Annotated in this window: 17 protein-coding genes; 12 read left to right on the top strand and 5 right to left on the bottom strand. The window is 62.8% G+C overall.

What is annotated here, in order from left to right:
• Window positions 1-12 precede the first annotated feature (12 nt).
• Complete coding sequence (gene lpdA, locus ACF07D_RS07800) at window positions 13-1,386, bottom strand: dihydrolipoyl dehydrogenase (protein WP_391504512.1); 1,374 nt, start codon at window positions 1,384-1,386, stop codon at window positions 13-15.
• A gap of 160 nt (window positions 1,387-1,546) precedes the next feature.
• Here lpdA and ACF07D_RS07795 point away from each other — a divergent pair, with 160 nt between their 5' ends.
• Together ACF07D_RS07795 and ACF07D_RS07790 are read left to right on the top strand one after the other, a co-directional pair.
• Entirely contained in the window at window positions 1,547-2,482 is a 936-nt protein-coding gene (locus tag ACF07D_RS07795) for a proteasome assembly chaperone family protein (RefSeq protein WP_391504511.1), read from the top strand.
• 112 nt (window positions 2,483-2,594) lie between these two features.
• Window positions 2,595-3,851 carry an RNA polymerase sigma factor gene (locus tag ACF07D_RS07790; protein ID WP_119283843.1) on the top strand — a complete coding sequence of 419 codons (1,257 nt, stop codon included), beginning with the start codon at window positions 2,595-2,597 and terminating at the stop codon, window positions 3,849-3,851.
• Between the two features lie 138 nt (window positions 3,852-3,989).
• Here ACF07D_RS07790 and ACF07D_RS07785 read toward each other — a convergent pair whose 3' ends face one another.
• Window positions 3,990-4,214: a hypothetical protein gene (locus tag ACF07D_RS07785; RefSeq protein ID WP_119283842.1), complete on the bottom strand. Its 225-nt coding sequence runs from the start codon at window positions 4,212-4,214 to the stop codon at window positions 3,990-3,992.
• 199 nt (window positions 4,215-4,413) lie between these two features.
• On the opposite strand from ACF07D_RS07785, the gene ACF07D_RS07780 reads away from it, so the two are divergent.
• From ACF07D_RS07780 to ACF07D_RS07770, 3 genes are all read left to right on the top strand, one after another.
• Window positions 4,414-6,507, top strand: coding sequence for a type IIA DNA topoisomerase subunit B (locus ACF07D_RS07780; protein WP_391504510.1), 2,094 nt, complete (start codon window positions 4,414-4,416; stop codon window positions 6,505-6,507).
• A gap of 12 nt (window positions 6,508-6,519) precedes the next feature.
• Window positions 6,520-7,431, top strand: coding sequence for an SMR family transporter (locus ACF07D_RS07775; RefSeq protein WP_391504509.1), 912 nt, complete (start codon window positions 6,520-6,522; stop codon window positions 7,429-7,431).
• A 130-nt stretch (window positions 7,432-7,561) separates the two neighbouring features.
• Window positions 7,562-8,449, top strand: a complete 888-nt coding sequence (locus tag ACF07D_RS07770; protein WP_391504508.1) for an ankyrin repeat domain-containing protein — start codon at window positions 7,562-7,564, stop codon at window positions 8,447-8,449.
• Window positions 8,450-8,556: 107 nt separating this feature from the next.
• Here the strand turns inward: ACF07D_RS07770 and ACF07D_RS07765 are convergent, their stop codons facing one another.
• Entirely contained in the window at window positions 8,557-11,028 is a 2,472-nt protein-coding gene (locus ACF07D_RS07765; RefSeq protein WP_391504507.1) for a DNA topoisomerase (ATP-hydrolyzing) subunit A, read from the bottom strand.
• 9 nt (window positions 11,029-11,037) lie between these two features.
• Here ACF07D_RS07765 and ACF07D_RS07760 point away from each other — a divergent pair, with 9 nt between their 5' ends.
• Entirely contained in the window at window positions 11,038-12,279 is a 1,242-nt protein-coding gene (locus ACF07D_RS07760) for an alkaline phosphatase family protein (RefSeq protein WP_391504506.1), read from the top strand.
• Between the two features lie 15 nt (window positions 12,280-12,294).
• On the opposite strand, the gene sepH is transcribed toward ACF07D_RS07760, so the two are convergent.
• A complete protein-coding gene (gene sepH / locus ACF07D_RS07755; protein ID WP_391504505.1) occupies window positions 12,295-13,632 on the bottom strand; it encodes a septation protein SepH in 1,338 nt (445 codons plus the stop codon).
• Between the two features lie 187 nt (window positions 13,633-13,819).
• On the opposite strand from sepH, the gene ACF07D_RS07750 reads away from it, so the two are divergent.
• Window positions 13,820-14,113: a DUF4193 domain-containing protein gene (locus ACF07D_RS07750; protein WP_119283836.1), complete on the top strand. Its 294-nt coding sequence runs from the start codon at window positions 13,820-13,822 to the stop codon at window positions 14,111-14,113.
• Here the strand turns inward: ACF07D_RS07750 and ACF07D_RS07745 are convergent.
• The gene (locus ACF07D_RS07745) at window positions 14,110-14,574 is read right to left on the bottom strand and encodes a DUF3093 domain-containing protein (RefSeq protein ID WP_391504504.1); all 465 of its coding nucleotides are present in this window, start codon (window positions 14,572-14,574) and stop codon (window positions 14,110-14,112) included. The genes ACF07D_RS07750 and ACF07D_RS07745 overlap by 4 nt on opposite strands.
• Window positions 14,575-14,680: 106 nt before the next feature.
• Here ACF07D_RS07745 and dut point away from each other — a divergent pair, with 106 nt between their 5' ends.
• The 5 genes from dut to ACF07D_RS07720 all read left to right on the top strand — a co-directional run bounded on the left by dut (window position 14,681) and on the right by ACF07D_RS07720 (window position 19,840).
• On the top strand, window positions 14,681-15,142 hold the full coding sequence (gene dut, locus ACF07D_RS07740) for a dUTP diphosphatase (RefSeq protein WP_119283834.1): 462 nt from the start codon (window positions 14,681-14,683) through the stop codon (window positions 15,140-15,142).
• A gap of 19 nt (window positions 15,143-15,161) precedes the next feature.
• Window positions 15,162-15,812 carry a DUF3710 domain-containing protein gene (locus ACF07D_RS07735; RefSeq protein ID WP_391504503.1) on the top strand — a complete coding sequence of 217 codons (651 nt, stop codon included), beginning with the start codon at window positions 15,162-15,164 and terminating at the stop codon, window positions 15,810-15,812.
• Window positions 15,809-16,588: a DUF3159 domain-containing protein gene (locus ACF07D_RS07730; protein ID WP_391504502.1), complete on the top strand. Its 780-nt coding sequence runs from the start codon at window positions 15,809-15,811 to the stop codon at window positions 16,586-16,588. Before ACF07D_RS07735 ends, ACF07D_RS07730 begins: the two co-directional genes overlap by 4 nt.
• 66 nt (window positions 16,589-16,654) lie before the next feature.
• Window positions 16,655-19,324 (top strand): aconitate hydratase AcnA, encoded by a 2,670-nt coding sequence (acnA, locus tag ACF07D_RS07725; protein WP_391504501.1) that lies wholly within the window; start codon window positions 16,655-16,657, stop codon window positions 19,322-19,324.
• 216 nt (window positions 19,325-19,540) lie between these two features.
• A complete protein-coding gene (locus ACF07D_RS07720) occupies window positions 19,541-19,840 on the top strand; it encodes a hypothetical protein (protein WP_391504500.1) in 300 nt (99 codons plus the stop codon).
• The last annotated feature ends 34 nt before the right edge of the window (window positions 19,841-19,874 follow it).

Here is a 19,874-nt window from a genome sequence, read left to right as displayed (position 1 = left end):
TTGTGGTGCCGCTTAGATGGCGTGCAGCGGCTTGCCGGCGAGCTTGAGCATTGCTTCGCCGATGGTCTCATTCTGGGTCGGGTGCCCGTGCACGAACGGAGCGACGTCCTCGGGGTACGCCTCCCAGTTCACAATGAGCTGGGCCTCGCCGACGAGCTCGCCGACGCGAGCGCCAATCATGTGGACCCCGAGCACGGGGCCGTCGTTCAGTCGGACGGCCTTCACCGTTCCTGCGGTGCCGAGGATGGAGCTCTTGGCGTTGCCCGCAAGGTTGTACTCGTACGACGAGATATTCTCGGCGCCGTACTTTTCAGTAGCCTTCGCCTCGGTCAGACCGACGGAGGCGATTTCAGGGTCACAGTAGGTCACCTTGGGGATGTTGACGTCTGCGACCACAACGGGGTTAAGACCCGCAATTTCCTCGGCAACAAAGATGCCCTGCTGGTAGCCGCGATGCGCGAGCTGCAGACCGGGAACAATATCGCCGACGGCGTAGACGCCTGGAACGTTCGTGGCGAGACGTTCGGTGGTCAGAACGAAACCGCGATCCATCTCGATTCCGGCTTCTTCATATCCGAGTCCGGCCGTTGCCGGGCCGCGGCCGACTGCAACCAGCAGGTAGTCGGCGCTGAGAGTCGTTCCGTCTTCAAGAGTCACAGTGACACTTGAAGCGTCCTGCGTGACGCCCTGGAAACGGACGCCAAGCTTGTAGTCGATCCCACGCTTGCGGAATGCGCGCTCGAGCTGCTTCGAGACCGACTCCTCTTCGTTCGGCACAAGGTGGGGGAGGCCCTCAACGATGGTGACCTCGGCGCCAAACGAGCGCCACACACTTGCGAACTCGACGCCGATGACACCGCCGCCGAGCACGATGACCTTGCTCGGGATCTCCTGCAGCTCGAGTGCGTGCTCGCTGGTGATGACGCGGCCACCAATCTCGAGGCCCGGGAGCGAACGCGAGTACGAGCCGGAAGCAAGTACGACATTCTTACCAACGACGGTGTCTGCCCCGACCTGGACAGTGTTCGGCGAAGCCAGACGGCCCTCGCCTTCAAAGACCGTGATGCCGTTCGCCTTGATGAGGCCCTGGAGGCCCTTGTGCTTGCCTGCAACGAGCTTCTCGCGGAAAGCGTTCACTGCGACAATGTCGATCGACTCAACGGACGAGTTGATGCCGTAGGTTGCGCCCTCGCGGGCTACGTCTGCGACCTCTGCAGAATGAAGCAGGGCCTTCGTTGGCACGCAGCCACGGTGGAGACATGTGCCACCGAGCTTGTCCTTCTCAATGATCGCTGCGGTCATTCCAAGCTGTGTTGCTCTGACTGCGGTCGCGTATCCGGCGCTTCCGCCACCAAGAACTACGATGTCAAACTGGTGCTCGGCCAAGTGGGGTCTCCCTCGGGTCTCAATACTGTGCCTGATCCGCGCGGTATGCGGTGCGCATCGTTTAGCCTACTACTTCTGCGAATCTCCGGCAGCGGAACCTCAAGTGTTCGCTCTTCGCGCATTTCGTCCCGCTCAGCGCCTGGTTTCGTAGAATGGAACCGTGACTGAAAACCTCTTCTCTGCCGTGTACGCGGAGCGCCGTGCGAGTGTCGCCAAGGGCCTCCCTCTTGTTGTCGCGCTCTCGGGCTCGACAGACGCTGGAAACGCGGTCTCGCAGCTTGAGCAATACCTGTGGGAACGGTGCGCGCCCGAAGAGATCGTCCGCTTCGACACTGACGCCCTTCTCGACTACCGGGCCCGTCGCCCCCTCATCACGTTTGATGAGGATCATTTCTCTGACTACAGCCCCGAAGAACTCACGCTGAGCCTCGCTCGCGACGAGCTCGGTGCGCCATTCCTGCTGCTTTCAGGCTTCGAGCCAGACTTTCGGTGGGAGGCCTTCGTTGAGTCCGTCCTCCTGCTTGTGCACGAGTTTGAGGTGTCGGTGACTACCTGGGTTCAGGCGATCCCGATGCCAGTGCCTCACACGCGGCCGATCGTGGCAACTGTGAGCGGCACCCGCGAAGATCTCATGGAGCGTTCGGCGTGGAAGCCGACCACGCGGCTGCCTGCAAGCATTGTGCATCTTCTTGAGTACAGGCTGCACGGTGTTGGTGAAGAGGTTGTCGGGTTCGCCCATCTCGTGCCCCACTACCTAGCAAACAATGAGTACCCCGAACTGCTCACCGCAGCACTCGAGAACGTGATGGCGGCGACGGGACTGCTTTTCGCAATTGATGAAGCAAAGGAACGTGCGCACGATTTCAGGGCTCAGGTTGATCGCCAGATCGCCGAGAACGAGGAGTCGCGAGAGATGCTTGACAACCTCGAGCGCCGCTTCGACGCGTACGTTGAAGCGCACGGCGACCGTTCGTCGTCCTTGCTCGGCGAGGAGGGGACGATGCCGACCGCCGATCAGCTCGCGAGTGAACTTGAACGGTTCCTTGCGGAGCGTCAGCAGGGCCCTGAAAACAATGACGGCCCAGCCGTGCAATAATAGAAAGTAGGAACCCATTCAACCGTCGCGGGAATACCGCGGGCTTGACATGGGTTTTCATGGTGTGCGCAGTTTTTTGGACGCGCATCGACGAGATCTGAGAGGAAGTTGCGTGGCAACAGCGACAACGACCAAGTCTCGCGCGGCGAAGGCGGCTGAGAGCGACGAACAGAACGCGGCCGAGGCGCCCGCGAAGAAGGCTCCGGCGAAGAAGGCCGCGTCGGCAGCGAAGACGACTGCGGCGAAGAAGGCTCCCGCCAAGAAGCCAGCTACCCGCGCGAAGAAGGCGGTCGATGAAATCGTCGACGCGCCTGACGATACTGAAGCGACTGAGGTTGACGAGCAGGCTGAGGAAGAGCAGCCGGCCGCAGAACATCAAGAGCCTCTCCCGACCGGAGCGATCGTCCTGAAGGCCGGGGACGAGGAGGACGTGCCGACAGTCACGACCGCGATCCCAGGCGCCACTGCCGACCCTGTGAAGGATTACCTCAAGCAGATCGGAAAGGTCGCCCTGCTCAACGCGGCTGAGGAGGTCGAGCTTGCGATGCGTATCGAGGCCGGCCTGTTCGCCGAGGAGAAGCTTGGCACTGAGAAGGGGCTTCCGAAGAAGCTTGAGCGCGAGCTGAAGTGGGTTGCCCGCGATGGTCAGCGCGCAAAGAGCCACCTGCTCGGAGCCAACCTGCGCCTTGTTGTGTCGCTTGCAAAGCGTTACACAGGGCGAGGAATGCAGTTCCTGGACCTTATCCAGGAGGGCAACCTCGGTCTGATCCGCGCGGTAGAGAAGTTCGACTACACCAAGGGCTTCAAGTTCTCCACGTACGCAACGTGGTGGATCCGCCAGGCGATTACGCGCGCGATGGCCGACCAGGCGCGCACGATTCGTATTCCGGTGCACATGGTTGAGGTCATCAACAAGCTTGCACGCGTGCAGCGACAGATGCTGCAGGATCTCGGTCGCGAGCCCACACCTGAAGAGCTGAGCCGCGAGCTGGACATGACGACCGAGAAGGTCATCGAGGTCCAGAAGTACGGCCGTGAGCCGATCTCGCTCCACACCCCGCTTGGCGAGGATGGCGACAGCGAGTTCGGTGATCTGATCGAGGACACCGAGGCGATCGTTCCCGCTGACGCCGTTGGCTTCACTATGCTGCAGCAGCAGCTCGAGCAGCTGCTCGACTCGCTCTCAGAGCGCGAGGCCGGTGTCATCAAGATGCGCTTTGGTCTTGGTGACGGAATGCCGAAGACGCTTGACCAGATTGGTGACACCTTCGGTGTCACCCGTGAGCGTATTCGTCAGATCGAGTCGAAGACAATGGCGAAGCTCCGCCATCCGTCGCGGAGCCAGCAGCTGCGCGACTACCTGGATTAAGACTGAGCGAGGTTCGCTCGAAAGGGCACGGAGGTTTCCTCCGTGCCCTTTCGTCGTTGCTCTGCAGTGGCTCGCAAATCGCGCGAAAAAAGGAGTGGGCCCGGGAAACTCCCGGGCCCACTCCTGCAGCGGACAGAACTACGCGTTCAGTCTGTGGCTCTCATCGTGCCAGGCTTCAGCCATCGGGCGAAGCTTTGCCTCGTGCTTTGTCGCGTGATGCGCGCAGAAGAGCAGCTCGCTTCCGCCAAGTGTCACGCGAACGTACGCTTGTGCGCCGCAGCTATCGCAGCGATCAAGTCCACTGAGCGGACGGTCCGCCGCAGTTACGTCCGCTACGTCAGCGGTCTGTTCCAGTGTGCTCATGGCCACCTCCCGGTAGTTCAATTACCTCTATCCAACCACCCCAACGCCGCAAGCGCCCTGTTTGCTGCGCTTGTTTCGCTCAACGCGTACCGCGAACGGATATTTGGCAGCGAGTTTTTCACTCGCCGCCCGCGCTCAGCCCGACTGTCGCAGGTGTGTTCTACAGTGGGTGAGTCTCCAAGAAAGCAGGTTCTTTCACGTGGCTGAATCCAGTTACTCCGCCAGGCACCTCACTGTCCTCGAGGGGCTTGAAGCAGTTCGCAAGCGACCCGGCATGTATATCGGCACGACCGATTCACGCGGGCTTATGCACTGCCTCTGGGAGATCATTGACAACTCGGTTGATGAGGCCCTCGCCGGACACGGTGCAGACATCAAGATCACGCTGCACGATGACGGGTCAGTCACAGTCGCAGACAATGGTCGCGGCGTGCCAGTGGACGTCGAGCCGCGAAGCGGCCTCAGCGGCGTCGAGCTCGTCTTCACCAAGCTGCACGCCGGCGGTAAGTTCGGCGGTGGCGGCTACGCGTCCTCAGGTGGCCTGCACGGTGTCGGCGCCTCAGTTGTGAACGCGCTCTCGTCACGCCTCGATGTCGAGGTTGACCGCGACGGCAAGACGTGGGCGATGTCGTTCCGCCACGGCGAGCCGGGTGTGTTCGCGGGCGAGGGGCCCGATAGTCCCTTCACGCCCTTTGACCGTGCCACCGAGCTTCGGGTCGTCGGGAAGGTGAAGAAGGGTGTCACTGGCACCCGAGTTCGCTACTGGGCGGATCCCCAGATCTTCCTGCCAACCGCCCGCTTCGAAGTCGATTCACTGGTTGGCCGTGCGCGTCAGACCGCGTTCCTCGTCCCGGGGCTCACGATCGACATTTCCGATTACCGAGCCGAATCTCTCGATGAGTCTGGCGCGCCGGCGGTGCATAGCTTCAACTATGAGGGCGGAATCTCCGAGTTCGTCAACTTTCTCGCCCTCGACGCACCTGTCACTGATACCTGGCGCGTCCAGGACTCTGGGAAGTTTACGGAGACAGTTCCTGTCATGGACGAGACGACGGGCCATCTCGTTTCGCGGGAGGTCGAACGCGAGTGTGAGGTGGATATTGCACTGCGTTGGGGCACCGGCTACGACACGGAGATCCAGAGCTTTGTGAATATTATCTCGACACCGAAGGGTGGCACGCACCTCTCTGGTTTTGAGCAGGGGCTCACGAAGTTCTTCAGGAAGCAGATCGAGACCAATGCGCGCAAGCTAAAGGCTGGCTCAGATAAACCCGACAAAGATGACATCCTCACTGGACTGACAGCAGTTGTTACCGTCCGGGTCCCTGAACCGCAGTTCGAGGGGCAGACGAAGGAAGTGCTCGGCACTGCGGCAGTGCGCCAGATTGTCTCCCGCGCGGTCACGAGCGCGCTCAGCGAGCGGTACGACTCACCCAAGAAGCACGACAAAGCGCAAACCTCGACGCTGCTTGAGAAGATGGTGTCCGAGATGAAGTCTCGGATCGCGATGCGTGCGCAGCGCGACACTGCTCGCCGCAAGAGCACCCTCGAGAGTTCGTCGCTGCCGTCGAAGCTCATCGATTGCAGGTCCAAGGACGTCGCGAACTCTGAACTGTTCATCGTCGAGGGCGACAGCGCGCTTGGCACCGCGAAACCTGCGCGTGACAGTGAGTATCAGGCACTCCTGCCAATTCGAGGCAAGATTCTCAACGTGCAGAAGGCATCGCTCGCCGAGATGCTCTCGAACGCTGAGTGCGGGGCAATCATCAAGGTGATTGGAGCGGGTTCGGGCCGCGATTTTGATCTAGATGCTGCCCGCTACGGCAAGGTGATTTTGATGAGCGACGCCGACGTCGATGGCGCGCACATTCGCACCCTTCTGCTCACTCTATTCTTCCGCTACATGCGGCCGATGCTTGAGGCCGGCCGAGTTTACGCCGCTGTCCCGCCTCTGCATCGGGTCATCGTCCAGAACTCCGGCCGGAAGCCAAATGACGTGATCTACACGTACAGCGAGAAGGAACTGCAGACCCTGCTCGCCGACCTCCGGAAGCGGGGGAAGAAGTATCAGGAGCCGATCCAACGCTACAAGGGCCTCGGCGAGATGGATGCCGATCAGCTCGCTGAGACAACGATGGACCGAGAGCACCGCACACTTCGGCGAGTGCGCCTTGAAGACGCTCACGCCGCAGCACAAATGTTTGAGCTGCTCATGGGGAACGACGTCGCGCCACGCAAGGAGTTCATCATTGAGAACGCCGATGATCTCGACCGCGAGCGAATTGACGCCTAGCGTCAACGCTCGATGAGTCTCACAGCCCTCGGTCTCGTACTCGCCGCCGCCGTCGCGCACGCCGCCTGGAACATACTTGCTGCAAAGTCGAGCAGGTCTGGCGTGCCGTTCCTCTTGTGGGGCGCCGTTGTCAGCGCCATTGTCTGGTCAGCGGCGATCCCGTTTACCGGCGGCATCGGCTCGAGCGGCGCCTGGGAGTTCGTGCGCGCCGTCGTCGTGTCTGGCGTGTTGCACGTGCTTTACATGCTCGTTCTGCAGCGCGGCTATCGCGCGGGAGACCTGAGCACGGTCTACGCGACTGCCCGCGGTAGCGGACCCGTCCTCACCGTGGTCGTGTCGATCTTGCTGTTCGGCGAACGCCCCGGACTGCTTTCGCTCGGGGGCGTGTTGCTCGTGGTTGTCGGCGTTACCGCGTTCGGCCTCATCGGCCGGTCGCGGTCCGCTGCAGGAGCAGAGTTCGCCGGAGGCCAGCGCCAAGCGCGCTTCGACCCGTCGATTGTGTTTGGCTTATTGACTGGGGTCGCGATCGCCACGTACACACTCTGGGACGTATCGATGGTGAACGGCTTCGGCATCGCTCCGGTCGCGTTCATGGTCGGTACAAGCGCAGCGGAGGCAGTCATTTTTGGAGGCATGATGGGCGCGGAGGGGCTTCGCGGGTTGAAGCCTGCTCGGCGGCTTCGCGGCGAGCTCAGGGCGAACTGGCGAAGCCTCCTCGCCTTCGGCGTGCTTTCGCCGCTCTCGTACGTGCTCGTACTGACGGCGGCGACGATCGCACCACTCTCTCTCGTCGCACCCATGCGTGAAACGAGCGTCGTGCTCGTTGGGCTGTATGGTGTCTTCAGATTCCGCGAAAGCAACCCAGTACTTCGGCTCGCGGCGGCGGCGGTTGTGGTCTGCGGCGTCGCACTTATCGGGCTGTAGGCCGCCCTTCCCACACACGAGCTGTGCGATACCAATGCCGGGACTGCTCACGATTGACCGTCGCGAACGACCAGACATGCCCATCCAATCCCGTCTACGGTTGGGTGAAGAAGACCGAGGAGAAACACTGATGAATGCCAGACTACGCGCGGCGATTGCCGCTAGTGCGCTTGCGGCTCTGAGCCTCACCGGACTCGTTGCCTGTGCTCCCGAGCCCGGTGAGACACCCCCGACGACGACCGGGACGCCAAAGCCTGCTCCGTCTGAGAGCGCACAGCCGGAGGTCCCGGCAGAGCCAGAAGTCCCAGAGAAGCCAGATCTCACCCAGGCTGAACTTGACCAGCGTCTTCGGGACGCTGCCTGGGCCAACGACGTCGTGGCGGCCGAGCAGCTGATCGAGTCGGGCGCTGACGTGAATGCAGCAGACGACACCGTTCAGTCGGCATACCTTATCGCGACGAGCGAGGGGCGCCTCGAGCTCTTGCGTCTGACCCTCAAGCACGGCGGCGACGTAAAGGCACTTGACAGCTGGCAGGGAACTGGACTGATTCGTGCGGCCGAGCGGGGCCACTGGGACGTCTCGGGCGCCTTGATCCGGGCAGGGGTCGACGTCAACCATGTCAACAACATCGGATATCAGGCGATTCATGAGGCCGTGTGGCTCGGCCGCGATGACCCAACCTACCTGGCGACACTGCACGTCCTAGTCGCCGGGGGTGCAGAGCTTGACAGGCTGTCGGTATCCGAGGGCCTCACTCCGCTTCAAATGGCGGAGGAGCGTGGGTTCTCGGGCCAGGCCGAGGTGCTGCGGTCGTTGGCGGCCGCGGCCGCGCCGTCTGATCCCGGTGCGGCGCTCGTCGAAGCTGCCCGGACTGGGGATACGACCGCGGTCGTTGCAGCCTTGCGGGCTGGCGCCGATCCCCGGTCGGCAGGGAGCGATGGACTTACCGCAGTCGCGCTCGCGGAGGCTGGCGGGCACGTGGCCGCGGCCCAGGTCATTCGCGCCCTCGGTGGATAGCGAGATCGATGGGAAGCGAGATCAGCGGAAAGCGAGATCGGTCGAAGGCTCTGCGGGGTGTGCGAGATTTGATTTCGCACACCCCGCACTTACATTCGCGCTCTGGGCTAAGGCGCCTCTCCGATAAAGGCCACACTGTGTTCGAGCGCGCTTCCGGAGCCGTCGCGCTTTCCGAGCTCCTCTGGCAGCTTCCGGGTGGCGCCGTCGGCGGCGAGTGCCCGAGGTTCGCCGGTGCCCACCCACGCCACGACGAGCTTGTCTTCGCCCTTGAGGAAGCGCTGAGCCCGAACGCCTCCTGTCGCTCGTCCCTTGGCTGGGAACTCTGCCCAGTCTGACACCTTCGCAGAGGCGGCGTCTGTGCTGAGTAGTGCGTTCTCGTCCGAGCCCTCGGCGACGGTTGCGACGCGCGCCTCCGTGTCTGCTGCAATTGCCGACGCAAAAATGACGCGGGCGTCTGCGCCAAGCTTCATGCCGGCCATGCCGCCCGCGGGGCGGCCCTGGGGTCGTACAGACGACGCCGCGAACCGGAGCAGCTGCGCGTCGTTCGTGACCGCTGCGAACTCGGCGGAATCAGGCGCTGGGAACGCAGCGATAACCGCGTCGCCAGTCTTGAGCGTGATGACTTCGAACTCGGGGCGTGCGGGGAGCTCCGTCAGCACGACGCGCTTGACGATTCCCTGGGCTGTGAAGATGCCAACGGGCTCCTCAGAATCCAGCGGCACGACGCCGACGATCCTGACCTTCTTGTCGCTCAGACCGATGTACTCAGTGAGCTTCACTCCCGCGGAGAAGGCAATCGATGCCCCGGGAACGAGTGGCAGATCAACGGGCGTGAAGCGGTGAAGCGTGCCGTCTGAGAGGATCGCACCGAGCTCACCGCGCACCGTTGTCGCGACGCGCGCGGCGACGGCTCCGTGCTTAGTGGCTCGCGGCGCGGCGCGGGGAGCGTCGGGCGCCTCTGGATCCCGGTCAACGCGCAAGGCTCGGCCGGTGGCCGAGAGGAGCACGGTGCAGGGCGTGTCTGCAACTTGCATGGCGTCAGGGGAGACTGCTGCGCGAGACGGACGAGCGACGGCGCCGGTGAGTAGTGTACGACGGGGAGTGCCGTACGCAGCCGAGGCCTGATCGAGCTCGCCAGCGACGACGGCCTGCAGCCGCTCTTTGCTGCCGAGAATCTCGAGCAGCGCAGCGATCTCTGCATTGAGCTGGTCGCGCTCAGCCTCAAGCTCTACGCGCGAGAACTTCGTGAGCCTGCGCAATCGCAGCTCGAGAATGTACTCGGCCTGCAGCTCGGAGAGGTCGAACACCTGCTGGAGCCTGGTTCGGGCTTCCTCGGCGTCGTCGCTCGTGCGAATGACCTGGATGACCTCATCGATATCGAGGATGGCGATGAGCAGCCCCTCGACCAGGTGCAACCGCTCGCGCCGCTTCCGTAGTCGGTACTCGCTGCGGCGTGTCACGACAGACAGTCTGTGATCAAGGAACACGCGGAGCATCTCGCGCAGGCTCAGCGTCTGGGGCTGACCGTCGACGAGCGCGACGGAGTTGATGCTGAAGGAGTCTTCGAGCGGGGTGTACCGATACAACAGTTCGAGTACGGCTTCGGGGGAGAAGCCAGTCTTCAACGTGATGACGAGCTTCAGGCCGTTTTTGCGGTCCGACAGGTCGACAACGTCGGTGATGCCCGTGATCTTCTTACTCTCGACACCCTGCTTAATCTTCTCGATCACCCGTTCAGGGCCGACAAGATAGGGCAGCTCGGTCACGATGAGTCCTGTGCGTCTCGGGCCGATCTGCTCGATCGATACCTTTGCCCGAGTGCGGAACGCGCCGCGGCCAGTACGGTAGGCGTCGGTGACCCCATCGAGGCCCACGATCGTGCCGCCGCCCGGAAGATCGGGGCCAGGGATGAACTCCATCAGCTCTTCGACAGACGCGTCAGGGTTGTAGAGCAGATGCTTCGCGCCCTCGATCGTCTCAACGAGGTTGTGCGGGGCAAGGTTCGTCGCCATGCCGACTGCGATTCCACTCGCGCCATTGACGAGCAGGTTGGGTACAGCCGATGGCAGCACCTCGGGCTGTAGCAATTGATTGTCGTAGTTGGGAATGAAGTCGACAACGTCTTCGTCGAGCGCCTCGGTCATTGCGAGGGCAGCACCAGCGAGACGGGCCTCCGTGTACCTCGACGCTGCCGGCCCGTCGTCGAGCGAACCAAAGTTGCCGTGCCCGTCGACAAGCGGCAGGCGCATCGCGAAGTCTTGTGACAGGCGCACGAGCGCGTCGTAGATCGACGAGTCGCCGTGTGGGTGAAGCTTGCCCATCACCTCGCCGACGACGCGGGCAGACTTTACGTGACCCTTATCGGGGCGTAGCCCCATATCGGTCATCATGTAGAGAATGCGGCGCTGAACGGGCTTCAGCCCATCGCGTGCGTCGGGGAGGGCTCGGGAGTAGATAACGGAATAGGCATACTCGAGGAACGATCCCTCCATCTCGTGAGAGATGTCAATATCTTCGATGCGCTCACCGGCAGTCTCGTGTGCTGCGTCTGGAGTATCCATGTCGGTTACGTCGGCCATAATGGGAATATGCTACCGACTGCCACCGACAACGGCGGGAGGCTTGCCGCGATTGTGCCGACTGGGCTTGCCGCGCTCGCTCTCGGAAATGACTTGCCAGCAGCCGAAATGCTTCGAACCGCTGTGGGTGGCGAAGCGACTGCTGCCGCAGTCGAGCGAGAATCTCGCACGCTCGCGCTAATTCCTCCACTCCGCTCGCTTGTGGTGATCGCGGTTGACGGCCTCGGGAGCGCGAACCTCAAAGCGCGCAGAGGTCACGCCCCGAATCTCTCTGCGCTCCCTCAACGTCGCATCACGACTGTCACGCCATCGACGACGGGGGCGGCTCTCGCTACGTTGACGACTGGGCGTTTGCCAGCGGAGCACGGGCTGGTTGGGTATCGCATCATGCATCCGACGCTCGGGTTGCTGTCGCCGCTGCGAGATTGGGACGGGATTGCCGATGTTCGCCGTTGGCAACACGCCAAGCCGCTGTTCGAGCTTGCGTCTCAATTTGGCCTCCGTGCGCGCACGTACGGGCGTCCTGCGCACTCGGAGAGCGGCCTCACTCGCGCCATCCTGAGCGGAGCCGAGTATGTCGGTGGCGACACGATCGCCGACAGGCTTTCGGCAGCGGCCCGCGATCTGAGGTCGCCGTCGCCGCTGTTTGCGTACGTGTACGTCGACGAGCTCGATCGGGCCGGGCACCAGAACGGCTGGCAAAGCCGGCAATGGTCAGACAGGCTCGAACAGCTCGACCGCGCACTCGGGGATTTCTTGACAAGCCTCCCACCGCACACGGGCGTGATCCTCACAGCCGACCATGGAATGGTCGATATCGAAAGCCACCAGCAGATTGTGTTCGATCATAGGGAGCCCGCATTCGCTCACGTGACAGCGGTCGGCGGAGAACCACGATTCCGCACGTTCTTTATGGATCCTGCTGGCGACGTCGCTGCTCTCGCAGCCTGGCTCGAAGCCCGAGAAGGCAAGCGTGCGTGGATCGGGACGAGAGATGAGGCGTTCGCAGCCGGGTTGTTTGGTGATCACCTCACGCCCGGGGTTGTTGAACGGGTTGGAGACGTGATCCTCGCAGCTCGGGGTCAGTGCGCCTACTACATGACAACGGACGACGAACAATCACTCGAGATGGTCGGCCAGCACGGGTCGTTGACGGATGAGGAACGAGGTATCCCGCTGGTGCTCGCGGGCGCGCTCGCCGGCTCAGGCTTCGCGAAAGCCGTCGAGACGCTCGCCGCAGCGCACGGCTAGTTGCCGTCGGACGGGCTAGACGGGGTCGTCGTCGCTGCGCGTGCCGAAGAGGATGTCGTCCCAGCTCGGAATAGACGAGCGTCCGCGCTTTGCCGCGCGGGCGTCACGCTTTGCCGCCTTTGTATCGTTGGGGTGGTCTGAGACGTCAGCTGAACTCGGTCGCGTACTGGCGTCATCCGACTCCGCAGGCTCAGCTGAGTCCTGTGCGCCTGCCGCGTCCTCGCGAGTGGGTGGCACAGCCCTGAGTTGCGCCGTATCAGCGCCGCCCTCGGCAGAACCGCCCCCATGAGAATCACCCGAGACACCAGCAGTGCCCCAAATGTTCGCTCCAGCGCCTCGACGCTGTTCTGGGGCCGCCGGAGTGAGCCCCAGCGCATCGATCGAGGTGGGCCCGCCAGCATCGGGTGCCGTTCGGCCGGAGTTGTCGGAGGCAACGTCTGGTGCCGATGGATCCACCTCGCGCGAGCGTTCGCCTCGGCGACGCCGAAGCGCGTCAAGGAGATCCGCGGTCTGGCTGAGGTCAGTCTCTTCGTCGCCGGTTGTTTTCACGGCCAACTGGTCGATCTCGCGTCGGCGCTCGTACTCAGCGTCGGCGCTTTCTGGTTCAGGCTTTGAGCCGTCGTCGCCGGTCGAGGGCACAGCGGGAAGCGGCTCAACTTCCGCAGTTGGCGCGAGGAGGCCGTCAGGGTCGAAGGGGGCCTGCTCCCGCCGATCCTGATGGGCGTCTTCCCCCTGCGTGTTGTCGACGGCGCGCAGCTTCGGGATGAGTCTGTCGCCGATCTCCCCAAGCTTCGACAGATTGGTTGCGTCGGGTGTGAGCGGGCTCAGCACGCGCTTTTTGTGGTCGAAGCTCCAAATCGCGTCGTGGTCGCCGTCCCGCGAATCGAACGCGAGACCAATGAGCCACCCGGTCTCTTCATCCCGCCAGGAACGCCACTCGTTCGTGGTGTTACCGAGAGCAATCAAACGCTCGGCAATAACCTGACCGAAACGCTGGTCGTCGCCAGCGTTCGCGGATGGCGAACCGCCATTCTGCGCGGGGTCGGTGCGTACGACGACAGCGTGCGCAAGGTCGAGCATGTAGCGCTTCTCCGCCCGAACAGGTTCTTCGAATCGCTCGACATCACCCTCGTCAAGGCCAGTCTCAGCCGCAACCTCCGCGCGGCTCTTGCCAGCGCGAAGTAGTGCCTGAATCTCTCGTGGCCTCACCGGAACCGAACTCGTGGCGCGCGGGAGCGCGAGGCGTGCCTCCTGCAGCAACGCCTCATCGACGGCGAGTCGGTACTCCTCGCCGAGCTCGTTCGCGAGGATGAGCGAGCCGTCCTCGCGCCGTACAACGCGCAATTCATCCATTGCAGATCCCTTCGACGTTCGCTCAAGAGTGCCACAGCTTCGCAAATGAATGGTGCATTGACCCGGCGATTGGGAGGATACTTTGGGTTCAAAGATCGCTCTCAGCAATATTGGTTTGCGTTCGAACGTTCTATGAGGCAGACTATGGCCGCTCCCAAAGCCAGCCGCGACGAAAAGCAGGAGAAACATGGCAACTGATTACGACGCACCTCGTAAGAACGACGACGAAACAGCCGAGTCGATTGAAGCGCTTAAGGAGCGCGGCCCCTCGAAGGGTCCGTCATCGATCGACTCGGAGGACGCGGACAATCCAAGTTTCGATCTCGGTGGGTCGGATCTTTCCGACGTCGAACTCGACGTCGTCGTGCTCCCGCAGCAGGCTGACGAGTTCACATGCGTGAACTGCTTCCTTGTTCGGCACCGGTCGCAGCTGTCGAGAGAGGTTGACCTCGGCCCGATCTGTGTCGAGTGTGACGCCTAGTCTTCACGCCCCCGAGCCCCGAGCGCTTCAGCAAGCGCGAGGGGCTTTCGGCTTGTCAGAATCCAGTGCGGCGTCGGGTCGCTTTCGTCAGTGATTTCAAGTTTCAACCCACGGTGGATCCAGCCACGCACAACCATGTAGTTTCTGGCGTCGGCGCCAGGACCAATTGCATCGCGCAGTGCGTCGGTGCCGAGCGCCTCGACGGCGCCGATGTAGGAGACTGGGATCGTGGCGCGCCCAGCCCGAAGCTCGCCGTTCTCGACCTCAATGACTGGGCTCAACGCGAAGAAGATCAGCGCGACAACCAGGTACATCCCCACGGCTACCGGGATCGCGGCCGACTTGTTGATCGGTGTCATCACGAGGGCTGTCGCCGGAATGAGAAGCAGCCAAGCGCCAAAAAAGCCGGGCCCCGGGAGAAGACGCTCGCGGTAGCGAACATCCGTAGTGTGTGCGGTCATGGCCCCATTATCGCGCCTCCCTGATGATGATTCGGTGTGGAGCGCCGGGGCAGGCGAATCCTGCCCATTCGAGCGCGTTCGTCTATCGATCCGATAACCTGAGCACGTGACTGATGTAGTACATGTGCCCATCGTTGCGGATCACCCTCCGCTGTATGCCCACGCTGACGACGCCGGAGCCGACCTCCGCGCCGCTGAAAGCGTGACACTGAATCCAGGGGAGCGTGCCCTCATTGGGACTGGCGTGTCGATCGCGTTACCCGCGGGGTATGCGGCCTTCGTTGTGCCAAGGAGCGGCCTTGCCGCCAAGCACGGAATCACCGTCGTCAATTCACCTGGAACAGTCGATGCAGGCTACCGCGGCGAGATCAAGGTGACCCTCTTGAACACCGACGCGCGAACACCGTTCGAGGTGGCCACCGGAGACAGGATCGCCCAGATCATCGTCATGCCAGTCAGCCGCGCGGTGTTCGTGCCGGTCGACGACCTTCCCGACGATTCGGCTCGCGGGGCAAATGGATTTGGGTCAACCGGTGTGAGCGGCGCCGCACATACCGCGACCGCATAAGGATTGAGGAGACACAACAATGAACGAAAACGACACGAGCGAAGTAACAGAGTCGGCCGAGGCGGACGTCGTCGATACTACGAAGTCCGCGCCCGCGGATCGCGAAACTGCAGGGCCCTTTGACTTCTCCGAGGTGCCTACGATGCGCCCATACGTCGACCTTGGTGGCATTAAGATTGCTCCGCGCGAGGGGCTGCAGATGCGCCTCGAGGTGGATGAGCGAGCTAAGCGCGTCGTGGCTGTCTCGCTTGAGTACGCCGACTCCCTGCTGCAGGTGCAGGCGTTCTCGGCCCCGAAGACAAGCGGCATGTGGAATCAAATTCGTCGTGACCTCACGTCGCAGCTCACGGCGCAAGGTGCCAAGGTTACCGAGGAAGAGGGCGCACTCGGCGCTGAGCTCGTTACCGCGACACCTGTGCCTGCCGATCAGGGCGGCGGAACGCGGGAGGCGCGTTTCATTGGCGTCGATGGCCCACGATGGGTCCTTCGCGGCATCCTCATGGGCAAGGCGGCAGTAGACACTGAGGCACGCGCGAGCGTAGTCGAACTCTTTCGTGAAATTGTCGTTGTTCGCGGCGATCTCCCGATGCCTCCAGGTGACCTGCTGCCGCTGAAGGTACCCGCTGGCGTGCAGCCGGGTGCCCCCGGCGCTGGGGCTGTCGACGCGTGAGTGACGTACGCCCCGATCCGAATGACTTGCCGGAGGCGGCGCAGGACGCGGTGGCGCCCGCAGGTGCTCGCATCCCTGGGCTCAATGGTGGGATCGCGCGCGCGGTTCGGGCTGGGGCCGAGGGGGAGGAGCTCACTGCCCAGGGCGTCTTCGAAGCGATCGGTGGCGTGCGTGGGGTACTTGAAGCCGTCGTTCCAAGCCTGATCTTCGTGGTGCTATTTGTATTCACCAAAGATGCTCGACTTTCTGCGCTCGTCCCAGGGGTGCTCGCGCTTGCCCTCGTGCTCGTGAGGCTTGTGCGGCGGGAAACCATCGTGTCCGCGCTCTCGGGAATGCTTGGTGTCGGCGTAGCGGTGATCATCACTCTCATCACTGGGCGCGGAGTCGACTATTTCCTCTCGGGCTTCGTTGTGAACATCGCGTGGGGTCTGGGACTGCTCATTTCGATCCTTGTCGGGTGGCCCGCTATCGGACTGCTCATCGGGATGCTCGACGGTGATATGCGAAGTTGGCGGGGGAACGTGCGGGTCAGGCGCACAGCGCTCTGGCTGACGGTCATGTGGCTCGGGCTGTTCGTTGCGCGGCTCGCCGTGCAGCTGCCGATGTACATGTCGGAGCGCGTTGAGGCGCTCGGGGTCGCGAGAATCGTGATGGGCGTGCCGATGTTCGCCGCGATCATCGTCGTCACGTGGTTTGTGGTTCAGCGCCTCCGATCTTCATCAGATGATTCGGGCAGCGGAAAAGGCGTAATCTCGGGGGAGAACACCCCGTCGTAGTGGCAGCGGAGGCCTCCGTTTGGGTGTAGGATTTATCTTGACATCGAGAGACTTTGGAGGAACCTCATGGCATCGATCAACAGCTTCGGCGCACGCGACACGCTTGCCGTCGGAGACAAGAACTACGAAATCTTCAAGATTTCTGAGGTCGCCGGTAGCGCGCGGCTTCCCTATAGCTTGAAGGTTCTCCTCGAGAACCTGCTCCGCACTGAGGACGGCGCGAACGTGACCTCGAAGCACATCGAGGCGCTCGGGAACTGGGATCCGTCGGCAGAGCCCGACACAGAGATCCAGTTCACCCCAGCACGCGTCATCATGCAGGACTTCACCGGCGTTCCCTGCATCGTCGACCTCGCAACCATGCGCGAGGCAGTCACCGATCTCGGCGGCAACCCCGACAAGATCAACCCGCTCGCTCCCGCGGAGCTCGTGATCGACCACTCGGTCATCTCCGACTCGTACGGCAACAAGGAAGCGTTCGCGAAGAACGTGGCCATGGAGTACGAGCGCAACGGCGAGCGCTACCAGTTCCTCCGCTGGGGCCAGGGTGCGTTTGATGACTTCAAGGTCGTCCCGCCGGGGACTGGCATTGTTCACCAGGTAAACATCGAGCACCTCGCTCGGGTGACCTTCACCCGCGACGTAGACGGCGTGACGCAGGCGTACCCCGACACCGCTGTCGGCACCGATTCGCACACCACGATGCAGAACGGTCTCGGCGTGCTCGGTTGGGGCGTTGGCGGTATTGAGGCGGAAGCCGCAATGCTCGGCCAGCCCATCTCCATGCTCATTCCGCGCGTCGTTGGCTTCAAGCTTTCGGGCAAGATTCCCGCAGGCGTGACCGCAACTGACGTTGTCTTGACAATCACCCAGCAGCTCCGTCAGCACGGCGTCGTTGGCAAGTTTGTCGAGTTCTACGGTGAGGGCGTCGGCTCCGTACCGCTCGCAAACCGCGCGACCATCGGCAACATGAGCCCCGAGTTCGGTTCGACCGCTGCAATGTTCCCCGTCGACGAGGTCACCCTCGACTACATGCGCCTCACCGGGCGCTCGGAAGAGCAGGTAGAGCTCGTCAAGGCCTACTCGCAGGCACAGGGCCTCTGGCATGACCCTGCGAACGAGCCAGAGTTCTCCGAGTACCTTGAGCTCGACCTCAGCACCGTCGTGTCATCGATCGCCGGCCCGAAGCGTCCCCAGGACCGCATCGAGCTCACGAGCGCCAAGACTCAGTTCGAGACCGATCTCAAGAACTACACCGAGGCATCGAACCCCGCCAAGGTGAAGGACGACAAGGGCCGTGAGTTCGAGCTCGACCACGGCGCAGTGACGCTCGCGTCGATCACGTCGTGCACGAACACCTCGAACCCGTCGGTGATGCTCGCGGCCGGCGTACTCGCACGCAACGCCGTCGCGAAGGGCCTCCATGCGAAGCCGTGGGTCAAGACCACGCTCGCGCCGGGCTCGAAGGTCGTCACGGACTACTACGAGAAGTCGGGCCTGCGCTCGGATCTCGAGGCGCTCGGGTTCTACCTCGTCGGCTACGGCTGCATGACCTGTATCGGTAACTCTGGCCCGCTGAACGACGAGATCTCGCAGGCTGTCAACGACAACGACCTCGCCGTCACTGCCGTGCTCTCGGGTAACCGTAACTTCGAGGGTCGCATCAACCCGGATATCAAGATGAACTACCTCGCGAGCCCGCCGCTCGTCGTCGCGTACTCGCTTGCCGGCACAATGGACTTCGACTTCGAGAACGAGTCGCTCGGGCAGGACTCCGAGGGTAACGACGTCTACCTGCGCGACATCTGGCCTGACCCGACCGAGGTGCAGAAGATCGCTGACGCGTCCATTGACTCCGACATGTTCCGCGAGAAGTACGCCACCGTTTTCGACGGTGACGAGCACTGGACCGCGCTTCCCACCCCCGAGGGCAACACGTTCGCGTGGGACGACAAGTCGACCTACGTTCGTAAGGCACCGTACTTCGACGGCATGGAGCTCACCCCAGCGCCCGTCACCGACATCACCGGCGCCCGCGTCCTCGCGAAGCTCGGCGACTCGGTCACGACGGACCACATCAGCCCCGCAGGTAGCTTCCGCGCCGAGACCCCGGCAGGCAAGTACCTCGTCGAGAACGGCATCGCGGTTCGCGACTTCAACACCTACGGCTCACGTCGCGGTAACCACGAGGTCATGATCCGCGGTACGTTCGCGAACATCCGCCTGCGCAACCAGCTCCTCGACAACGTCGAGGGTGGCTTCACTCGTGACTTCACGCAGGAGGGCGGCCCGCAGTCGTACATCTACGACGCATCGCAGAACTACCAGGCAGCCGGTACCCCGCTCGTCGTCCTCGGCGGCAAGGAGTACGGCTCGGGCTCGTCACGCGACTGGGCGGCTAAGGGCACGAGCCTGCTCGGCGTCAAGGCTGTCATCACCGAGAGCTTCGAGCGTATTCACCGCTCGAACCTCATCGGCATGGGTGTGCTGCCGCTGCAGTTCCCCGCAGGCAAGAGCGCTGATTCGCTCGGCCTCGACGGCACCGAGACGTTCGACATCACCGGTGTCTCGCAGCTCAACGAGGGCGTCACCCCGAAGACCGTGAGCGTCAAGGCGACGAAGGAAGACGGCTCTGTCGTCGAGTTCGACGCTGTCGTTCGCATCGACACCCCGGGTGAGGCGGACTACTACCGCAACGGCGGCATCCTGCAGTACGTGCTGCGTTCGCTCGTCTAAACGCAAACGACTGGGCTCTTCGAGCCCGCCCGCTGTCAGGGAACCCCGTGCCACTAGGCACGGGGTTTTCTGCATTTCGTCTGGAGGCTACCTGGATTCGCGTCGGGTGGCCTCCAGGCGAGGCATTGCTTGATGCCTCCTGACCAGACTCGGGCACGCTGCCAACGCGGCTGAGTACGATCAAGATGGAATGCACCACTACACAGGAGGGCCGCAATGAATGCACGAGCCACTCTCGCGCAGAACATCATCGATCAGAGATTTCGACTTTCGAGGTATGGTGGCCGATACAACCTCGACGACGTAGACCGCCTTCTTGACGCCCTCGCGAGCCAGGTGGTGGCGGGTGGCAATGGAAGTGAACTCGCTCGGGCCGCAATCAAATCGACATTTCGGGTAGTTCCCTGGTTTCGCGAGGGCTATCTCGTTGATGACGTTGACGATTTCATTGATGTAGTGGTGCGGCGCCTGAGGGCTCTTCCCGAGGTCAAGGAGGATACCGACCCAGGACTGTGAGGCACCCAGTTCAGGCAGCGCCGCCGCCGGTCGG

This window comes from Leucobacter sp. NPDC015123 (assembly GCF_043080205.1).
Classification (GTDB): domain Bacteria; phylum Actinomycetota; class Actinomycetes; order Actinomycetales; family Microbacteriaceae; genus Leucobacter; species Leucobacter aridicollis_A.
Note: the sequence above shows the minus strand (reverse complement) of the source record. Positions and strands in the feature narration are given on the sequence as shown.

Excerpts from the sequence above, each read along its gene's own strand:
- ACF07D_RS07785 (WP_119283842.1), bottom strand. The coding sequence starts at position 4,214 with ATGAGCACACTGGAACAGACCGCTGACGTAGCGGACGTAACTGCGGCG.
- ACF07D_RS07775 (WP_391504509.1), top strand. The coding sequence starts at position 6,520 with ATGAGTCTCACAGCCCTCGGTCTCGTACTCGCCGCCGCCGTCGCGCAC.
- ACF07D_RS07770 (WP_391504508.1), top strand. The coding sequence starts at position 7,562 with ATGAATGCCAGACTACGCGCGGCGATTGCCGCTAGTGCGCTTGCGGCT.
- ACF07D_RS07765 (WP_391504507.1), bottom strand. The coding sequence starts at position 11,028 with ATGGCCGACGTAACCGACATGGATACTCCAGACGCAGCACACGAGACT.
- ACF07D_RS07760 (WP_391504506.1), top strand. The coding sequence starts at position 11,038 with ATGCTACCGACTGCCACCGACAACGGCGGGAGGCTTGCCGCGATTGTG.
- sepH (WP_391504505.1), bottom strand. The coding sequence starts at position 13,632 with ATGGATGAATTGCGCGTTGTACGGCGCGAGGACGGCTCGCTCATCCTC.
- ACF07D_RS07750 (WP_119283836.1), top strand. The coding sequence starts at position 13,820 with ATGGCAACTGATTACGACGCACCTCGTAAGAACGACGACGAAACAGCC.
- ACF07D_RS07745 (WP_391504504.1), bottom strand. The coding sequence starts at position 14,574 with ATGACCGCACACACTACGGATGTTCGCTACCGCGAGCGTCTTCTCCCG.
- ACF07D_RS07735 (WP_391504503.1), top strand. The coding sequence starts at position 15,162 with ATGAACGAAAACGACACGAGCGAAGTAACAGAGTCGGCCGAGGCGGAC.
- acnA (WP_391504501.1), top strand. The coding sequence starts at position 16,655 with ATGGCATCGATCAACAGCTTCGGCGCACGCGACACGCTTGCCGTCGGA.
- ACF07D_RS07720 (WP_391504500.1), top strand. The coding sequence starts at position 19,541 with ATGAATGCACGAGCCACTCTCGCGCAGAACATCATCGATCAGAGATTT.